The sequence below is a fragment of the Bradyrhizobium embrapense genome, assembly GCF_001189235.2.
Lineage (GTDB): Bacteria > Pseudomonadota > Alphaproteobacteria > Rhizobiales > Xanthobacteraceae > Bradyrhizobium > Bradyrhizobium embrapense.
Map to the genome: position 1 here is coordinate 580610 of NZ_LFIP02000005.1, position 17411 is coordinate 598020.

Consider the following 17411-nt stretch of genomic DNA (forward strand, 5'->3'; position numbering starts at 1 on the left):
AGTTCCCGAAAGTGTTGGCCGGCAGCCTCACGCGCGGCCGCCGGTGAGATCACGCTTGTTGAAGAAGCGTACGTCGATATTGCGGCCTTCGGGCGGCGGCGAGGCGAGGCGCGACTTGAAGAAAGCGCGCTCGCCGGGATTGAGCACCGGCTGCTCCAGCACCGCATTCCAGGCATAGATCTCGGCGCCCTGGGCGTCACGGACCGAGAAGCGCAGCCGCGGCAATTCGACCGGCTTCCTGGTCTGGCCGACGATCATGCCTTCGATCACCAGCACCGGCTTGCCGTCGACGGTCTCGTTGGTGATCTTGAGGTCCTTGAAGGCGAGGCCGCGCAAATTCACGTCGAGCCCGACCATTTTGTAGAACAGCGCGGTCTGCGGCAGCAGCCGCACCACGTCATTGCGCCAGACGAACAGCGCGATGATCAGCGCGCCCATCGCCGCGCAGGTGGTCGGCAGGGCACCAATCACGGGCATGAACGGAATACGGGGGAGCGACGGCAAGCGGAAGAGGCGAGGAAACCGCGGCAGGCGGAAGCGGCGCTTTCTGGCATCCCGGGTGTCGGCATGGGCCGCGGCATCCGCTTCGGCCACCGCCGGCCATTCCGTGGCGGCGTCCCCGTCGGCGGGCAAATCGGCTGAAATCGAGGGGCTTTCGACCACCGGGGTCGTGTCAGCCTCCTCGCGGCCCATCGCCTCCCATTCGTCGGCGAGATTGGAGCCCGCGGGCTCATAGGCCAGTGTAGGGGCAGTCGCCCCGATCGCGTCCTCCGGTCGAGCCAGCCAGACCTCGCGGCAGCGGGAACAACGGACCGTGCGGCCGGCCTCGCCCAGGGTGGCCGGATTGATGGCGTAGGATGTTGTACAATGCGGGCAAACGATATGCATGGAGCCGAATCTCCACCGTGTGGTATGCCCGGATGCTACCGAGCGACCGTTAACGAATCGGAAACCATAACCGACGCACAAGCGTTCTGTGCGGTTTGCGGCCGCTCGGCGGATGTTCGGGTCGTCTTTGTTGGGTATTGGGCCACAGGCCCTCTCGAACGGAGCTAGCGCATTGGTTCGGTTCGAAAATGTCGGTCTGCGCTACGGGCTCGGCCCGGAGATTTTGCGCGACCTCTCTTTCATGATCCCGGCGCATTCGTTCCAGTTCCTCACCGGGCCGTCCGGCGCGGGCAAGACCTCGCTGCTGCGGCTGTTGTTCCTGTCGCTGCGGCCGACCCGGGGGCTGGTCAATTTGTTCGGCAAGGACGTCTCCCTGCTGGGCAAGGATCAGGTCGCCGACCTGCGCAAGCGGATCGGCATCGTGCTGCAGGATTTTCGCCTGCTCGACCACATGACGACCTATGAGAACGTCGCGCTGCCGTTCCGCGTGATGGGCCGCGAGGAATCGACCTATCGCCGCGAGGTGATCGACCTCCTGAAATGGGTCGGCCTCGGCGAGCGGATGGATGCGCTGCCGCCGATCCTGTCGGGCGGCGAGAAACAGCGCGCGGCGATAGCGCGCGCGGTGATCTCGCGGCCGCAATTGCTGCTGGCGGACGAGCCGACCGGCAGCGTCGATCCGACGCTTGGGCGCCGCCTGCTGCGGCTGTTCATCGAGCTCAACAAGTCCGGCACCGCGGTCATCATCGCAACCCACGACATTACATTGATGGATCAATACGAGGCGCGGCGGCTGGTGCTGCATCAGGGACGGCTGCACATCTATGAATAGGAGCGGCGACGAGAAAGTGTCGTTGGTCGATCTCGGGCGCGAGCGTCCGCAGGTCCCGGCCACGGCGCGCAACATGTCGCCGATCGTGCCGCGCGCCTCGATCTCCGGCCGCGCGCTGGTCGCGGTGGTCGCGATCATGACCTTCCTCGCCTCGCTGACGACAGGCACCGTGCTGCTGGTCAGCGCGTCGGCGGCCGAATGGCAATCCGAAGTGTCGAGCGAGATCACCATCCAGGTGCGCCCCTCGCCGGGCCGCGACCTCGACCGCGACGCGCAGGCCGCGGTGGAGGCGATGCGGGCGCAGCCCGGCATTCTCGAGGTTCGTCCGTTCAGCAAGGAGGAATCCGCCAAGCTGCTGGAGCCGTGGCTCGGCAGCGGACTCTCGATCGACGAACTGCCGGTGCCGCGCGTGATCGTGGCGCGGGTGCAGCCCGGCACCACGCTCGATCTCGCCGGCTTGCGCGCGCGGGTGACGCAGGCGGCGCCGACCGCCAGCGTCGACGATCATCGCGCCTGGATCGAGCGCATGCGCTCGATGACGGGCGCCACGGTGTTTGCCGGCGTCGGCATCCTGATCCTCGTGATCATCGCCACCATCATCTCGGTGTCGTTCGCGACCCGCGGCGCGATGGCTGCCAACCGTCCAATCGTCGAGGTGCTGCATTTCGTCGGCGCCGGCGACAGCTTCATCGCCAACCGCTTCCTGCGGCATTTCCTCAGGCTCGGCCTCGAGGGCGGACTGATCGGCGGCGGCGCGGCGATGCTGGCGTTCGGCTTTTCGGAATCGATCGCCAACTGGTTCTCCGGCACGCCGGTCGGCGACCAGTTCGCGGCCCTGCTCGGCACGTTCTCGCTGCGTCCGTCGGGTTACCTCGTCCTGGCGTTGCAGGCGGTGCTGATCGCGGCGATCACCGCGTGGGCGTCGCGGCGCACCCTGTTTGCCACGCTCGACGACATCGACTGACGGCCCGCGGCGTCGCAATCATGGGGGCGGTATCGTGATCGCGGGGCGTCGCCGGAGTGTGATTTCGCTCGCAGACGTGCGGCCCTTGCCGGGCAAAACCGGTTTCCACTTTTCCGGATCATGCTCTAAAATCCCCGGGGGGAAGGATATCAGCATCACATGAGTTTGCAGCCCGACGATACGTCGCCGAAAGGCCATGCCGCGCAGGCGCGCGGCTGGCTGCGCGTCGTCATCGTCGTGCCGCTGGCGCTTGCCTTCGTTGCCGCCGCGGTCGGCTTCATCGGCTTCCTGTCGCAATTGCGCGGTGTGGAGACCGATCCGCCGCACAATGCCGACGGCATCGTGGTGCTGACCGGCGGCTCGTCGCGGGTGTCCGACGCCATGGAACTGCTGGCTGCGGGTTACGGCAAGCGCCTCTTGATCTCCGGCGTGCATCCGACCAACGACGCCAATGACATTTCGCGCTCGGTGCCGGACAGCCAGGGGCTGATGCGGTGCTGCGTCGATCTCGACCGCTCGGCGGTCAACACCCGCAGCAATGCGGCGGAGACGCGGCGCTGGGCGCACGAGCGCGGCTTCAAGTCGCTGATCGTGGTGACCTCGAACTACCACATGCCGCGGGCGATCGTGGAACTGTCACATGCGATGCCGGATATCACGCTGATCCCGTTCGCCGTCGTCGGCGACAAATGGCGCGACGAGCCATGGTGGACGAGTGGCGGAACGTTCCGTCTCTTGCTATCGGAATACGCCAAATATGTCGCTGCGGAGATGCGGGTGCGGCTGGCCGATATCGGCCTCGACCTGACCTCCGATCTCGCCGAGCAGCCGGCAGCTGCGCCGCGCCGCCCGGCAACGGCGCAGGCGAACAAGGACTGAAATGATTTTCCTGCGCTCGCTGATCTTCAACGTGCTGTTCTATCTGGTGCTGGTGCTGCTCTGCATCGTCGCGCTGCCGGCGCTGCTGTTGCCGCGCGGCGCGCTGATGGCGATCGAGGCCGCGTGGGCCAGCACCAGCCTGTTCCTGATGCGCGTGATCTGCAACATCCGGATCGAGTTCCGCGGCGTCGAGAAGATTCCCGCAGGGCCGCTGGTCGTCGCCTCCAAGCACCAGTCGTTCTGGGAGACGTTCGCGCTGGTGCGCTTCTTCGAGCATCCGCTGTTCATCCTCAAGCGCGAGCTGATGATGATCCCGGTGTTCGGCTGGTACCTGAAGAAGGTCGGCATGATCTCGGTCGAGCGCGGCGGCGGCCCGCGGTCGCTGATCAAGACGCTGAAGCGTGCGGCCGCCGAGGTGAAGCTCGGCCGGCAGCTCGTGATCTTTCCCGAAGGCACCCGCACCGCGCCCGGCGCCGCGCCGAACTACAAGGCCGGCGTCGCGCAGATCTATGCCGAGAGCGGCGTGCCGTGCCTGCCGATCGCGCTCAATTCGGGGCTGTTCTGGCCGCGCCGCACATTCATGCGCTATCCCGGCACGTTGGTGGTCGAATTCCTCGATCCGTTGCCGCCGGGCCTGCCGCGCGACGAGTTTATGACCCGCCTGCGCGATCAGATCGAAACCGCCACCACCCGCATCGTCGACGCCGGCCGCGCCGAGCAGGCGAAATTGTTCGGCGGCGTGCCGAGTTCGGCGAAAGGGTAGGGCGCGTGCTCGACGACGCTCGGTAGTAGCGGGACGGTTGCGAAGCGCCTCGGACCGGTCACCGATCGAGCCGTCATTCGGGGGCGACCGGCCTGAGAACGAGCCGATGCCGACGTTGCAGTCTTTACATCGCGCGAGTGCAGCTCACCGCGGAATAGGGCCGATCGAACATGACGTTCGCGGCGCTCCAGTCAGTTTGCATCACAGGTCATGGGCATTCCCCGATGTCACCCTCCACAGTTGCGAGTGAGTCGCGCCCGTAACTCCGGGCGAGAGCCGATCATTTTTGATCTATCGCAATCACCACCGCGGCGAACCGACGCAGGTTTCAGATAGAACCTTGGCGGAGGCGCTGATGCGAAAAGTCGGGGGTAAGTCAGCTCTGAACAATGGCGTGATCACGCGGATGGGTGACAGCCTCTTCATGAGAGCCCGCTACGTATCCAGGTCCGTCACGGAACTCTTCGACAAGCCGCTTCGGCCGTTCGGCATCAGCTCGGCACAATTCGTCCTTCTTTCGATGATCGATCAAGCCGGCTCCATCACCCGCGCCGAGATCGCTCGCCTGCAGCATCTCGAGCGCTCGACGCTCACCCGAAATCTGAAATTGATCCTTTGCGAAGGGTGGGTCGAAGAAGTGCGCGACAACGCCGACGGCCGCAGCAGACCGATCGCGTTGACCAACGCAGGAAAGGATTTGCTGCTCAGCGCCCAGTCGGCATGGCTGGCGGCACAAGACGAGGCCAAGGCGCTGCTCGGCAACGATGGTACGATGGCGCTGATCAGCATCGCAGACCGCATCACGCATCCGATCGAGGGATCTTCCGAGCCGCCATCCTCGGCGCTGGTCAGTTCAGCTGACTGACATAGGCGGCGACGGCCTTCACTTGGGCTTCGGTCAGATCGTGCGCTATCGGCTGCATAATCGATGAGTTGTCGGGCTGATCCTTCTTCTGGCCACGCTCCTTGTCCCAATTGGCCAGCTTGCGCTGGACATAGTCGGGAAGCTGACCGGCAAGGCGCGGAAACGCGTCGGCGCCCTTGCCGTCCGTGCCGTGACAGGACGCGCAGGGTGGAATGTTGGCGCTCGGCACGCCTTCCTCGTAGATCTTCTTACCGTCGGACGATGGCGATTTGGCTCCGCCTCCGAGCGGTTTCGGATTGAGGTCTTTGAAATAGGCCGCGAGCGCCTTGACCATTTCAGGGTCGAGCACGTGTGCGACGTTGTTCATCACGGGATTGGTCCGCCTGCGGTCGATGAATGCCTGCAATTGGCTTGCGAGATATTCCGGCTGCTGGCCCGCTAGCCGTGGCATGGGGGCCGATCCACGAAAGCCTTGCCCGTCGAGCCCGTGACAGGTCTTGCAGTAATCCGTCTTTGCCTTGAGAGCCTGCGCGGAAATGTTTTCTGCCGCGGCGCCATATGCACCGATGGATGTGGAGGCGAGCGCAAGGACAGTGGCGAGAGCAGCATGCCGGTTCAATCGCAAGTTCATTGACGTGTCCCCATAGATGCACGCGCAAGCTACGCTGTGCCGCGCGCATCGGTCCACTTCAAATTTACAAATCACAGCGCATGCAATCTCGTTGTACATGCAACATTCCGTGGCGTTGCAGATGCAACGCTCGTTGCCGAAATGGCGCGCGTCGTATGGAAACGCAGTCGCCTGCGATGAAGTGGCTTCACAGCTAGCGCGACCATTGCATTATCTCGTCCGCGGCGCGTCGCTCTCTCCTCTGAAAAAAGTTGCGCCGCAAGACGGAATGAACCGCGATGGAGCATAGACGTTCCGATCGAGTGTGGAGCAGAGGCGGCATTGCCGCCGTCATGGCTATTTGTGCCGCCGTCGTTCTGCTCGTGATGATCGGCGGGGCGGCGCCGGCAAGCGCATTGCCGAGCTTCGCGCGGCAGACCGGGCAGCCTTGCGGCACCTGTCATACGAGCTTCCCGGGGCTGACGCCGTTTGGCCGCCGCTTCAAGCTTCTCGGCTACACGACCGGCGGCGGTCTCTACAAGACGACGCCGTTCGGCAATAACAACGGACCGCAACAAGCTTATGCGGCGCTACGCGACTACGCCAACCGCACCGACGGCGGTGGTGCTGCGCAGTCCGCCACATCGAGCGGCGAGCGGGGCTGGGTGCCTCCGATCTCCATGATGGCAATTGCGGGCTTCACCCACGCGCAAGCCGATATCCCTGCGCCGACCGATCCCTATCGACCCAACGACAACACGGTCCTGACGCCGTTCAGCGGCTTCTGGGGCGGCGCGGTCACCAGCAACATCGGCGCGTTCGCTCAAGTCACCTACAACGCGCCAGGTCCGGTGTCCGGACTGAGCGGCGCCCCGGCGGACAAATTCCTGCACACCTGGACCTGGGACAACACCGACGTACGTTTTGCGAGCACGACCAGGATCGGGCCGCTCGATATCATCTACGGAATCACGGCCAACAATAATCCGACTGTTCAGGACCTCTGGAATACGACGCCGGCCTGGACGTTTCCCTACGCTGTCTCGAACCTTGGTTCGACGCCCGGCGCCAGGACGATAATCGAGGGTGCCTTTGCGGCGCATGCCGTGGGTGTCGGCGGTTATACGATGATCAACGACATGCTTTATCTCGAGGCAACCGGCTACCAGACGCTTCGCTTCGGGCAGCAGAACTCGCTGGGCGTGGATCCGTTCGGCGCGCCGGGCCTGTTCAGCGGCGTGGCGCCCTATTGGCGCGTGGCGCTCGAACCGCACTGGGGGCCGCACACGTTCATGATCGGCACCTATGGCATGGTCTTCAATGTCAACCCGTGGATCGATTCGACCTTCGTGCAGGGAACGACCGGCGTACTCGGCATCGCGGACAGGTTCACCGACGTCGGCTTCGACTCGCAGTATCAGTACCAGGGCTCCAACTACTGGGTCACGCTTCGCGCCAACTATCTGCGCGAATTCCAGCAGCTCAACGCGAGCTTTCCGACGGGCGCGTCCGCCAACCCGAGCAATCTGCTCAACTCGCTTCGTCTCACCGGCGAGGTCACATTCGGCGGCGACAATCGCTTCGCGCTGACCGGTCAGTATTTCAAGATCTGGGGCACGCCTGACGCCAATCTCTATTCGGTTGGCGGTGGCTTCGCGAACAATAGTCCGAACAGCAGCGGCTGGATGGCGGAGCTCGACTACATTCCGTTTGGAATGGGTAAAGCGCCGGGCTGGCCGTGGTTCAACGCCAAGATCGGCCTGCAATACGTCTACTACAACAAATTCAACGGCACCACGCTTGGCGCCCAGGACAACAACACTGTCTTCCTTCACGCATGGTTTGCGATGTAGCGGTGCAACGGAGATCTACGCATGAGCAAATTTTCCTTGTTCGGAATTGCAGGGCTGGCCCTCATCTCCGCCGCGCCGGCATTCGCCGCTGATCTGCCGACCCAGATGCCGGTCAAGGCGACGTTCGTGCAAAGGTTCACTTGGACGAGCTGCTATATCGGCATGCACGGCGGCGGGTCCTGGATGAGCAACACCGTTACCGATCCGGTGTTGCTGGTGCAGGACAACGTCAATCTGGGCGGACCGGGTTTTACCACCGGTGGCCCTGCCACCGTCGGCCTCGACCAGCGCGGCGCTATTATCGGCGGTCAACTCGGGTGCGACTACCAGACCCCCTCGAATTTCGTGATCGGCATCGAGGGCGCGGCTTCCGGTTCAACGATGAAGGGCGAGCGGCTGCTCGCTCTTCCCGACAGCGCGCCCGACACGGCACTCCTGACGATCAAGACCGATTTCATTCCGACGGTGACCGGCAGGGTCGGTTATGCCGCCGATCACTGGCTGTTCTATGCGAAGGGCGGCGTCGCGTGGGCAAACAGCAAGTACAGCCTCACAGGAAACTTCACCGCAGCTGGTGCTGTCGCGCCCGCGATCCCGTTCGACTTCGAGGGGCTGGGTGACCGCTTCGGATGGACCGTGGGTGCCGGCGTCGAATGGGCGTTCAGCGACGATTGGTCGGCGCGGCTCGAGTACGACTATTACGATTTCGGCACCCATACCGCGTTGATGAACGACGTCAACAACGGGGTTGGCCCACTGAGCATCAAGACGACCCTGCAGACGGTGAAGCTTGGCGTGAACTTCCATGTTTGGAATTGGCAATAGATCGAGTCGAATGCGGACCATGAGCAGCTTGGGCTCTTGTTTGACAATACGAGCGGCGATCCTTGCCGTATCATTGTCGGCCGGCCTCTCGGCCGCAAGCCGGGCGGACGAGGTGCAGGCGAAGCTCGACTACTGCAAAACCTGTCATGGCCTGTCGGGCCAAGGCTACCGCGGCTACTTCCCGATGCCGCGGCTGGCAGGTCAACAACAAGAATACCTCCAGAGCCAGCTGCGCGCCTTCGTCGAACGCCGGCGCGTCAATCCGATCATGGCCAATGTCGCGCATGCGCTGAGCCCGTCGATGGTCGCGGCCCTAGCGTCGCATTTCCGACATCTCGATCCGAGGCCGATCGGGGGCGCGCCGTCGCGTTCGCTCGCTGCGGGTAAACGAATCTTCGACGAAGGACTGCCCGAAGCCAACGTGCCGGCCTGTTCTGCCTGTCATGGCAGCGACGGACGCGGTCAGAACGAGATCCCGCGGCTTGCCGGGCAGCTTTACGAATATACGGTCGGCCAGCTGACCGGCTGGTCGAGAGTGCGAGGACAGGGAACGTCAGTTGACACCTCCGCTGTCATGGCGCCGACCGCGCACAACATGTCGAGATCGCAGATCGAAGCCGTCGCCGCCTATGTGAGCACGCTGCCATGAGCATCATCACGCGTTCCGCCTGCACGGCCGCGCTGCTGATGGTACTCTCGGCGTTGACCGCCCCGATGGCCACTGCCGTGGCCGGCGAGCCGACCGTGTCGGTTCAGAATTGCACCTGGTGTCACGGCACATCGGCACAGGGATATGCGATCGCGCCGCGGCTCGCCGGTCAGCGGCCGGCCTATCTTGAAACACAACTGAAGAGCTTTCACGAGCGCTTCCGCGATAATCCGCTCTCGAGGCAGTATATGTGGAGCGCGACAGCCGTCCTCGGACCGCAAGCCGCTCGCGATCTTGCCGCCTATTTTGCGACGATCCCGCCGAGGCCCGCCAACGACGGCAACAGGAACCTCGCCGCGACGGGCCGCACAATCTACATGGAAGGAATTCCGGATGCGAATATAGCGGCCTGCTACGCTTGCCACGGTCCGAATGCCGAGGGCATCCGGGATATCCCCCGCCTCGGTGGACTCTCACGCTTCTATCTGAAAGCTCGGTTGGAGCAATGGGCCCAAGGCTACCACTCCGTCCCGGGATCGCCGATGCCTCTCGTTGCCCGCCCGCTGGCATCCGCCGAAATCGAGGCGTTGGCGTCCTACCTCAGCTTCATCAAGTAGCTGATCGTCCGCCGCCTGCCGGCAGACTCTCACCGCATCACGAATGGGTTCGCGGGCACGTCGGTCGCGGTCGAGATCCAGACGCTCTTGGTCTCCTGATATTCGCGCACCGCGTCGATGCCGCTCTCGCGGCCGACGCCGGAGAACTTCATGCCGCCGAACGGCATCATGTAGCTGATGGCGCGGTAGGTATTGACCCACACCGTGCCGGCGCGGAGCTGCTTCGGCACGCGGATGGCGCGCGCGAGATCCTTGGTCCAGATCCCAGCGGCAAGGCCGTAGATCGTGTCGTTGGCGATGCGGATGGCGTCCTCCTCGGTGTCGAAGGAGATGATCGACAGCACCGGCCCGAACACCTCCTCGCGCGCGATCCGCATGGTGTTGTCGACGTCGGTGAAGATGGTCGGCTCGACGAACTGGCCGCCCCTGATGCGGTCGCCGGATGCCGGCTTGCCGCCGAGCAGGCAGCGCGCGCCCTCGGCCTTCGCGATATCGATGTAGTCGAGCACCTTCTTGTACTGCGCGGGCGTCGTGATCGGGCCGACATTGGTGTCGGCCTGCATGGGATCGCCGATCTTGGCGGATTTCGCCAGCTCCAGCACGCGCGCGACGAACTTCTCCTTGATCGAGCTCTGCACCAGCAGGCGCGAACCGGCGATGCAGGTCTGGCCGGTGGCGGCGAAGATGCCGGAGATCGCGCCGGCCGCAGCCGCCGTGAGGTCCGCATCCTCGAACACGATGTTCGGCGACTTGCCGCCGAGCTCGAGCGAGACGCGTTTGAGGCTCTTGGCCGCGGCCTCGTAGACCTTTGCGCCGGTCGTGTCCGATCCGGTGAAGGTGATTTTCGCGACGCCGGGATGCGAGATCAATGCGGAGCCCGCCTCGGGCCCGAAGCCGGTCACCACGTTGAAGATGCCGTCGGGGATTCCGGCCTCTCTCGTGAGCGCGGCGAATTCCAGCGTGCTGGCCGAGGTGAATTCCGAGGGCTTGACGACCACGGCGCAGCCTGCGGCGAGCGCCGCGGCGCATTTCCAGGCGACGAACAGCAGCGGCGAATTCCACGCGGTCAGCGCCGCGACGACGCCGACCGGCTCATGCGTCGTGTAGGCGAAGGTATCGGCCTTGTCGATCGGCACCAGGCCGCCCTCGAGCTTGTCGACGAGGCCGCCGAAATACCACCACCATTCCGGATGGTAGCGCAGCTGGCCCAGCATCTCGGCCATCAGCTTGCCGTTGTCGCGCACCTCGATCTCGGCGAGACGCTCCGCATTGGCCGCGACGAGGTCGCCGAGCTTGCGCATCACCTTGCCGCGGGCGGACGCCGTCATCTTCGCCCACGGTCCGCGCCACATCGCTTCATTGGCGGCCTTTACCGCCTTGTCGGCGTCGGCCGCGGTGCCGCGCGGGATCTTGGCCCAGGCCTCGCCGCGATAGGGATCGATGCTGTCGAACCACTCGCCATTGGCAGGGTCGACATACTGGCCGTTGATGTAGAGCTGATAGGTCTTCATGACATCCTCCCGCAAGGCGACGGTTCTGCCTGGCGAAACGGTATCACGCATTGCGCGACGCCGACATAACGCAGCCGGAGGTAAGGCTGACAGGCGGTCGCCGAGATGTCCTCTTGTGACCTGCAGGAGACATTGGCGACTCCCAATTGCTGCTGCGCAAAATAGACCATCGAGCATATTTCGCCGGTCGCATTTCCCTGCTGTAATCAGGGGCGCCGCAAGCCGCCGGTGTGGCTTCGAGCCACAGCGAGGCGATGCGTCGACTTTCATTGCAGGAGACCATGGTTACGCGCTGATCTTTTGTCGGCGTCCCCTTAAGGGAGATCAGTCATGAGAACTTTACTGGCGAATGCTGGTTTGGCACTGCTGTTGGCCTTGGCAACGGGACCAGGCGTCAGCGCTCAGGAGGCCCCTGATTATTTCAAACGGACATTTCCGGACCAGGTACTGAAGCCGCATTGGGACGAACAGCTGGCCGTGATGAACCCCAACGGAGCTTTGGACGCGAAGACCAAGCAACTCATTGCCCTCGGCGTGGCAGCACAGATTCCCTGTGTCTATTGCGTTTACGGCCACACCAAATTGGCAAAAGGCGCTGGCGCGACCGATGCGCAAATCAAGGAGGCCATTGCAACCGCGGCGCTGGTTCGTTTCAACAGCACGATGCTGCAAGGCTCGGGTTACGACATGCAGAAATTCCAACAGGAAGTTGATAGACTGTCCGCACCGAAATAGCCTTGGCGTCAATTCGCTGCATCTGCTCATGACCCCATCGGCCCTTGGCGGACATTCGCTCAGGCGTCGCCGACGCCAGCTGTGCAGGGTAACATGGTGTGAGTGCGCGGCCCGGTCAGGACGCGCGTGCCGCTGCCCGGCGTGCGCGGCGCGCCGCACGGCGCCGTTGCGTCCACAGCCTGGCGCGGTCGAGATAGAGATAGACCACCGGCGTAGTGTAGAGGGTCAGGATCTGGCTCAGGATCAGGCCGCCGAAGATCGCGATGCCGAGCGGCTGGCGCAGCTCGCTGCCTTCGCCGAGGCCGATCATCAGCGGCACCGCGCCGAACAGCGCGGCGAGCGTCGTCATCATGATCGGGCGGAAGCGCATCAGGCAGGCCTCGTAGATCGCATCGCGCGACGACAGCCCGCGCTGGCGCTCGGCATCGAGCGCGAAGTCGATCATCATGATGGCGTTCTTCTTTACGATTCCGACCAGCAGGATCACCCCGATCATGCCGATGATGTCAAAATCGGTGTGCGACAGCATCAGCGCCGCCACTGCGCCGACGCCGGCCGAGGGGAGGGTAGAGAGGATGGTCAGCGGGTGGATGTAACTCTCGTAGAGCATGCCGAGCGAGATGTAGATCGTCGCAAGTGCTGCGAGGATCAGGAACAGCTCGTTCGCCAGCGCCTGCTGGAAGACCTTCGCGGAGCCCGCGAACCCGCCGGAAATGCCCGCCGGCATGCCGAGCGCATGCATCGCGTTCTCGATCGTGGTGGTCGCGGTGCTGAGCGAGACGCCCGGCGGCAGGTTGAACGAGATGGTGCTGGCGACCAAGAGATCCTGGTGGTTGACCGCGAGCGGCGTCTCGCCGTGCTCGAAGCGGGCGACGCTCGACAGCGGGATCATCGTCTCCGCGCTGGTCGAGACCGCGGTTCCGGTCGAGGCAACGCCCTTGCCGGTGGCGCCGATCGAGTTGGTGGCCTGATTGCGCACCACACTGGCGGCGACCGAGCTGATCGAGCTCTTCTGCGACGACGAGGCCACTGTGCCGGCCACCGCATTGGTGCTCTGCGTGCCGCTCGCCGATCCGCCCGAGGTCGAGATATAGACCTCCTTCAGGGTCTGCGGGTCCTGCGAGAAACGCGGCGCGACCTCCATGATGACGTGATACTGGTTGCGCGCGACGAAGATGGTCGAGACCTGGCGCTGCCCGAACGCGTCATAGAGCGTGTTGTCGAGCTGGCTGACGGAGATCCCGAGCCGCGAGGCGGCGTCGCGATCGATCACGAGATTGGCTTGCAGCGCCTTGTTCTGCTGGTCGGTGTTGACGTCGGCGAGCGTCGGCTCCTTCTGCAAGGCAGCGACGAGCTTCGGCGTCCACTCGTTCAGCTGCTCGAAAGTCGAGCCCTTCAGCGTGTATTGATAGGCCGCATTGCCGGAGCGGCCGCCGGCGCCGAGATCGCCGATCGACTGCAGGAACAGGGTGGCGCCCGCCACCTGTGCCAGGGGGTCGCGCAGCCGTTCGATCACCTTGTCGGCGCGCAGGTTGCGCTCGCCCATCGGCTTCAGCGAGGCGAACACGGTGCCGGTGTTGGTGCCGCCCGGGCCGACGCCGCCGCCGCCGGTGAAGCCGACCGCGGTGTCGACCGCCGGATCTGACTTCACGATGTCGATGAACTGGGTCAGCTTCTGCTGCATCAGCTGGAACGAGGTGCTCTGGTCGGCCTGGATCGAGCCGATCAACAGTCCGGTATCCTGTTGCGGAACGAAGCCCTTGGGCACCACCGAGTAGAGATGGAAGTTCAGATAGAGCGTGCAGCCGAGGATCAGCATCACCAGCAGCGGATGGCGCAGCGCGAGGCCGAGCGTCGCGCGGTAGCCGCTCAGCATCAGCTCGAAGACGCGCTCGTTGATCCGGTAGATCCGGCCGTGCGGCTGGCCTTCCTCCTTGCGCAGCAGCACCGCGCACATCATCGGCGTCGTGGTCAGCGACACCACCAGCGAGATTACGATCGCGATCGTGATCGTCATGGCGAATTCGCGGAACAGGCGGCCGACCAGCCCGCCCATCAGCAGGATCGGCACGAACACCGCGATCAGCGACACGCTCATCGACAGCACGGTGAAGCCGACCTCGCGGGTGCCGACCAGCGTCGCCTCCAGCCGCGACATCCCGGCATCCATGTGGCGGGCGATGTTCTCCAGCACCACGATGGCGTCGTCGACCACGAAGCCGGTCGCCACCGTCAGCGCCATCAGCGAGAAGATGTCGAGGGTGTAGCCGAGCAGATACATCACGGCGAAGGTCGCGATCAGCGATACGCCGACCGCGACCACCGGTACCAGCGTGGCCCGCGCATCGCGCAGGAAGGCGAACACGACCAGGATCACCAGGGCGACCGCGATCAGCAGCGTGATCTCGACGTCGTGCAGCGAGGCCCGGATCGTCTTCGAGCGGTCCATCGCCAGCGTGATGTCGATCGCGGGCGAGACCGAGGCCCTGAGCTGCGGCATCAGCCCCTTCACGCTGTCGACCATCTTGATGATGTTGGCGCCCGACTGCCGGTACACGATCATCACGACGGCCGGCTTGCCGTTGGAAAGGCCGAGCGTGCGCACATTCTCGACTGAATCGATGACGTCGCCGACGTCGGTCAGGCGCACCGCGGCGCCGTTGCGGTAGGCGACGACCAGCGGCTTGTAGTCGGCGGCGCGCCTCGCCTGGTCGTTGGCGTAGATCTGGTAGCGCTGGTCCCCGACATCGATCCCGCCCTTCGGGCTGTGCGCATTGGCGCTCGAGAGCGCGGCGCGGACGTCCTCGAGCCCGATGCCGTATTTGTAGAGTGCCGGCGGGATCAGCTCGACGCGCACCGCGGGCAGCGAACCGCCGCCCACCGAGACCTCGCCGACGCCCTCGACCTGCGACAGCTTCTGCGCCAGTACGGTCGAGGCGGCGTCATAGAGCTCGGCCGGCGTCAGCGTGTCCGAGGTCAGTGTGTAGATCAGGATCGGCGCCGAGGCCGGGTTGAACTTGCGGTAGGTGGGATTGGCGCGGAGGTTGGTCGGCAGGTCGGCGCGCGCCGCGTTGATCGCCGCCTGCACATCGCGCGCAGCGCCGTTGATGTCGCGGTCGATGTCGAACTGCAGCGTGATGCGGGCGGAGCCGAGCGAGGACGACGACGTCATTTCGGTGACGCTGGCGATCTGGCCGAGATGGCGCTCCAGCGGGCTCGCCACGGTGGAAGCGACGTCGGCCGGGCTGGCGCCGGGCAGGGTCGCCTGCACCATGATGGTCGGGATGTCGACGTCGGGCAGCGGTGACACCGGCAGCTTGAAGAACGCAATGATGCCCGCCACCACCAGTCCAAGAGACAGCAGCGTGGTGCCGACCGGCCGGCGGATGAAGGGGGCGGAGAGGTTCATTGCATCAGTGCCGATGTTCGCGGATGAGCTTCTATCCGTCCATGCCGCGACGCAAAAGCCTAAATGTCACAGGCCGCTGCCATACACCCGCCGTGATTTGCCGGATAGCGACAGACGCCCGACGAGGGCCGCATTCTCGATCGCATCGTTCTCGATCGGGCAGACACGGACTACTTCGCCGCGTTCTGGCTGGCGCCGACGAAATAGAAATCCTCGGCTCCCGGCACCGAACCGTAGCTGAAGGGCTGCTGCCGCCGATCCGTCGCCGCCATGACGTCGTCGCGCACGAGGTCGAACAGCTTGCGGATCTCGATCCGCGGCGTCTGCATGCGCTTGATCAGGGCGGTCACGAACGGGCTGTGACCGCCGTCGCCGTCGAGCGCGACCTGGCCGTGCTTGGCGGCGTAGACCACGAGCGTGCCGCTGTCGGGCTCGACCTGCGCCAATCCCCTGCCGATGGAGCGCGACGCGACGGTACGCTTGATCTGGTTGGCGAACGGATTGTCGCGGCAGGCATCGAGAATGACCAGATGCAGCTTGCGCGCCCCTTCGGTGGCGCCCATCACCTGGGTCAGCGCGACGGCCTCGAACGACACGTCGCGGTCGGTGGCGAGTTTGGCGTCGACCGGCACCAGATAGTTCTCGTCGGCCATCTCCATGCCGTGCCCGGCATAGTAGATCACGGCCCAGTCGGCGCCGTCAGCCGCGTCGGCGAATGATTTGAGGGCTTCGACCAGGCCGTCCCGCGTGGCATCGGTGACGAGGCGGACATCCTGGAAGCCGACGGCGCGCAGCGTGTCGGCAATCGCCGCGGCATCCTGTCCGGGGTTCGGCAACACCGGGACGGAGCGGTACTTCGAGTTACCCACGACCAGGGCGATGCGCCGTTCGGTTGGTGTGGCCTTGGGACTCGCGCCGATCGGCGGCACCGGAACGGCCGCCGCGAGCGCGGCGGCAGGATTGGCCGCGCCAGGCTTGGCCGCGCCGTGATCGGCGACGACGCTCTTCTCCGGGCTGGCGACCTGATCCAGCCGCTGCAAACCTTCCCTGGCGACGCGCTGGCCCTGGGTGCGGTCGAGCTGATCGAGGCCGATGACGTCGAGCGCATGCCGGAAGTCGGCGCGCGCACCATCGATATCGCCCTTCTGCTCGTCGACGAGGCCGCGGCGTGCGTAGTTCAGCGCGCCCTGGGCGTTGAGTTGCGTGGCGTGGTCGTAGTCGCGCATGGCCTGGTCGAGCTCACCCTTGCTGGCCAGCGTCAGGCCACGCAGCGAGTAGAACTCGGATTGCCCGTCCTGGATCGCGATCGCGTGTTCGATATCCCGCGCGGCACTGTCGAGATCGCCGGCGCTGATCTCGACGACGGCCCGGCAATAATAGGGGCCGGCTGCGCGGGGCGCGAGCTTGATCGCACTCTGGCAATGCAGCGCCGCGAGCCGATCCTTGCCGCCGAAATCGTAGACCAGCGCGCGATTGACGTAGGCGTACCAGGAGCTGGGATCGAGCTCGATCGACTTGCCGTAATCGGCCAGCGCGCGATCATAGTCGCCGGTAGCGACGAACAGCTCGGCGCGATTGTTGAACCAGCCCGCGCTGAACGGACCTGCGGGCTTGAGCCGGATCGCCTGATCGAAGTCGCTCAGCGCACGGTCATAGTCCTGGTTTTGCAGATAGACCTTCGCCCGCTGGCCATAGGAGGGCGCAAACGACGGATTGATCGCGATCGACTGATCGTAGTCCGCCTTGGCTTTCTCCAGATCGCCCTTGTTATGCCAGGCCAGCGCCCGGTTGTAATAGGTGGTCGCGAGGTCGCGCCCCCTCGGATTGGCCGCGATCAGGCGGGTGCAGGCCGGGATCGCGAGCTCCGGGTGCGGCTCCTTGGCGTCGCACGCCGCGCCATCCTCTCGCAGACCGGCATGAGATGGTGAGTTCAGCAGCAACAGCAGGCCGATGGCGGCGAGCTTTGGCAATGAGGGGCGCATTCCAGTCATTCCATTCCAGCGACCGGAAA

15 protein-coding genes are annotated in these 17411 nt (G+C 64.7%); 10 read left to right on the plus strand and 5 right to left on the minus strand.

All coding sequences use genetic code 11. The features are described 5' to 3' along the window. Positions 1-27 precede the first annotated feature (27 nt). Positions 28-888, minus strand: a complete 861-nt coding sequence (locus AKN83_RS25280; protein ID WP_050403445.1) for an MJ0042-type zinc finger domain-containing protein — start codon at positions 886-888, stop codon at positions 28-30. 172 nt (positions 889-1060) lie between these two features. On the opposite strand from AKN83_RS25280, the gene ftsE reads away from it, so the two are divergent. The 5 genes from ftsE (at position 1061) to AKN83_RS25305 (ending at position 5191) form a co-directional block, all read left to right on the plus strand. Further along, positions 1061-1720: a cell division ATP-binding protein FtsE gene (gene ftsE / locus AKN83_RS25285; RefSeq protein WP_063695512.1), complete on the plus strand. Its 660-nt coding sequence runs from the start codon at positions 1061-1063 to the stop codon at positions 1718-1720. Continuing rightward, positions 1713-2684, plus strand: coding sequence for a cell division protein FtsX (locus AKN83_RS25290; protein ID WP_063695513.1), 972 nt, complete (start codon positions 1713-1715; stop codon positions 2682-2684). Before ftsE ends, AKN83_RS25290 begins: the two co-directional genes overlap by 8 nt. Before the next feature lie 159 nt (positions 2685-2843). Then, on the plus strand, positions 2844-3563 hold the full coding sequence (locus AKN83_RS25295; RefSeq protein ID WP_050405028.1) for a YdcF family protein: 720 nt from the start codon (positions 2844-2846) through the stop codon (positions 3561-3563). Position 3564: 1 nt separating this feature from the next. Continuing rightward, positions 3565-4326, plus strand: a complete 762-nt coding sequence (locus AKN83_RS25300) for a lysophospholipid acyltransferase family protein (protein ID WP_050405027.1) — start codon at positions 3565-3567, stop codon at positions 4324-4326. A 340-nt stretch (positions 4327-4666) separates the two neighbouring features. Next, positions 4667-5191 carry a MarR family winged helix-turn-helix transcriptional regulator gene (locus AKN83_RS25305; RefSeq protein ID WP_157113546.1) on the plus strand — a complete coding sequence of 175 codons (525 nt, stop codon included), beginning with the start codon at positions 4667-4669 and terminating at the stop codon, positions 5189-5191. On the opposite strand, the gene AKN83_RS25310 is transcribed toward AKN83_RS25305, so the two are convergent. Further along, complete coding sequence (locus AKN83_RS25310) at positions 5175-5921, minus strand: c-type cytochrome (protein WP_244522081.1); 747 nt, start codon at positions 5919-5921, stop codon at positions 5175-5177. The two genes, AKN83_RS25305 and AKN83_RS25310, sit on opposite strands and share 17 nt — an antisense overlap. Before the next feature lie 233 nt (positions 5922-6154). Between AKN83_RS25310 and AKN83_RS25315 the strand changes: the two genes are divergently transcribed. From AKN83_RS25315 to AKN83_RS25330, 4 genes are all read left to right on the plus strand, one after another. Further along, positions 6155-7654, plus strand: coding sequence for a cytochrome C (locus AKN83_RS25315; protein WP_244522082.1), 1500 nt, complete (start codon positions 6155-6157; stop codon positions 7652-7654). A 21-nt stretch (positions 7655-7675) separates the two neighbouring features. Next, positions 7676-8479: an outer membrane protein gene (locus AKN83_RS25320; protein ID WP_050405024.1), complete on the plus strand. Its 804-nt coding sequence runs from the start codon at positions 7676-7678 to the stop codon at positions 8477-8479. 112 nt (positions 8480-8591) lie between these two features. Next, a complete protein-coding gene (locus AKN83_RS25325) occupies positions 8592-9128 on the plus strand; it encodes a c-type cytochrome (protein ID WP_244522083.1) in 537 nt (178 codons plus the stop codon). After that, positions 9125-9745 (plus strand): c-type cytochrome, encoded by a 621-nt coding sequence (locus AKN83_RS25330; protein WP_244522084.1) that lies wholly within the window; start codon positions 9125-9127, stop codon positions 9743-9745. Before AKN83_RS25325 ends, AKN83_RS25330 begins: the two co-directional genes overlap by 4 nt. A gap of 29 nt (positions 9746-9774) precedes the next feature. Here the strand turns inward: AKN83_RS25330 and AKN83_RS25335 are convergent, their stop codons facing one another. After that, positions 9775-11256, minus strand: a complete 1482-nt coding sequence (locus AKN83_RS25335) for an aldehyde dehydrogenase (protein ID WP_050405037.1) — start codon at positions 11254-11256, stop codon at positions 9775-9777. Between the two features lie 330 nt (positions 11257-11586). On the opposite strand from AKN83_RS25335, the gene AKN83_RS25340 reads away from it, so the two are divergent. After that, the gene (locus AKN83_RS25340) at positions 11587-11991 is read left to right on the plus strand and encodes a carboxymuconolactone decarboxylase family protein (RefSeq protein ID WP_050405023.1); all 405 of its coding nucleotides are present in this window, start codon (positions 11587-11589) and stop codon (positions 11989-11991) included. 115 nt (positions 11992-12106) lie between these two features. On the opposite strand, the gene AKN83_RS25345 is transcribed toward AKN83_RS25340, so the two are convergent. After that, positions 12107-15400: an efflux RND transporter permease subunit gene (locus tag AKN83_RS25345; RefSeq protein ID WP_050405022.1), complete on the minus strand. Its 3294-nt coding sequence runs from the start codon at positions 15398-15400 to the stop codon at positions 12107-12109. A 170-nt stretch (positions 15401-15570) separates the two neighbouring features. Continuing rightward, positions 15571-17382 (minus strand): caspase family protein, encoded by a 1812-nt coding sequence (locus AKN83_RS25350; RefSeq protein WP_050405021.1) that lies wholly within the window; start codon positions 17380-17382, stop codon positions 15571-15573. Between the last annotated feature and the right edge of the window lie 29 nt (positions 17383-17411).

Bases quoted from the DNA above. Each gene is read 5' to 3' on its own strand.
- AKN83_RS25330 (WP_244522084.1), top strand. From the start codon at position 9,125: ATGAGCATCATCACGCGTTCCGCCTGCACGGCCGCGCTGCTGATGGTA.
- AKN83_RS25350 (WP_050405021.1), bottom strand. From the start codon at position 17,382: ATGCGCCCCTCATTGCCAAAGCTCGCCGCCATCGGCCTGCTGTTGCTG.
- AKN83_RS25315 (WP_244522082.1), top strand. From the start codon at position 6,155: ATGGCTATTTGTGCCGCCGTCGTTCTGCTCGTGATGATCGGCGGGGCG.
- AKN83_RS25340 (WP_050405023.1), top strand. From the start codon at position 11,587: ATGAGAACTTTACTGGCGAATGCTGGTTTGGCACTGCTGTTGGCCTTG.
- AKN83_RS25290 (WP_063695513.1), top strand. From the start codon at position 1,713: ATGAATAGGAGCGGCGACGAGAAAGTGTCGTTGGTCGATCTCGGGCGC.
- AKN83_RS25320 (WP_050405024.1), top strand. From the start codon at position 7,676: ATGAGCAAATTTTCCTTGTTCGGAATTGCAGGGCTGGCCCTCATCTCC.
- AKN83_RS25295 (WP_050405028.1), top strand. From the start codon at position 2,844: ATGAGTTTGCAGCCCGACGATACGTCGCCGAAAGGCCATGCCGCGCAG.
- AKN83_RS25310 (WP_244522081.1), bottom strand. From the start codon at position 5,921: ATGTACAACGAGATTGCATGCGCTGTGATTTGTAAATTTGAAGTGGAC.
- AKN83_RS25300 (WP_050405027.1), top strand. From the start codon at position 3,565: ATGATTTTCCTGCGCTCGCTGATCTTCAACGTGCTGTTCTATCTGGTG.
- AKN83_RS25280 (WP_050403445.1), bottom strand. From the start codon at position 888: ATGCATATCGTTTGCCCGCATTGTACAACATCCTACGCCATCAATCCG.
- AKN83_RS25335 (WP_050405037.1), bottom strand. From the start codon at position 11,256: ATGAAGACCTATCAGCTCTACATCAACGGCCAGTATGTCGACCCTGCC.
- AKN83_RS25345 (WP_050405022.1), bottom strand. From the start codon at position 15,400: ATGAACCTCTCCGCCCCCTTCATCCGCCGGCCGGTCGGCACCACGCTG.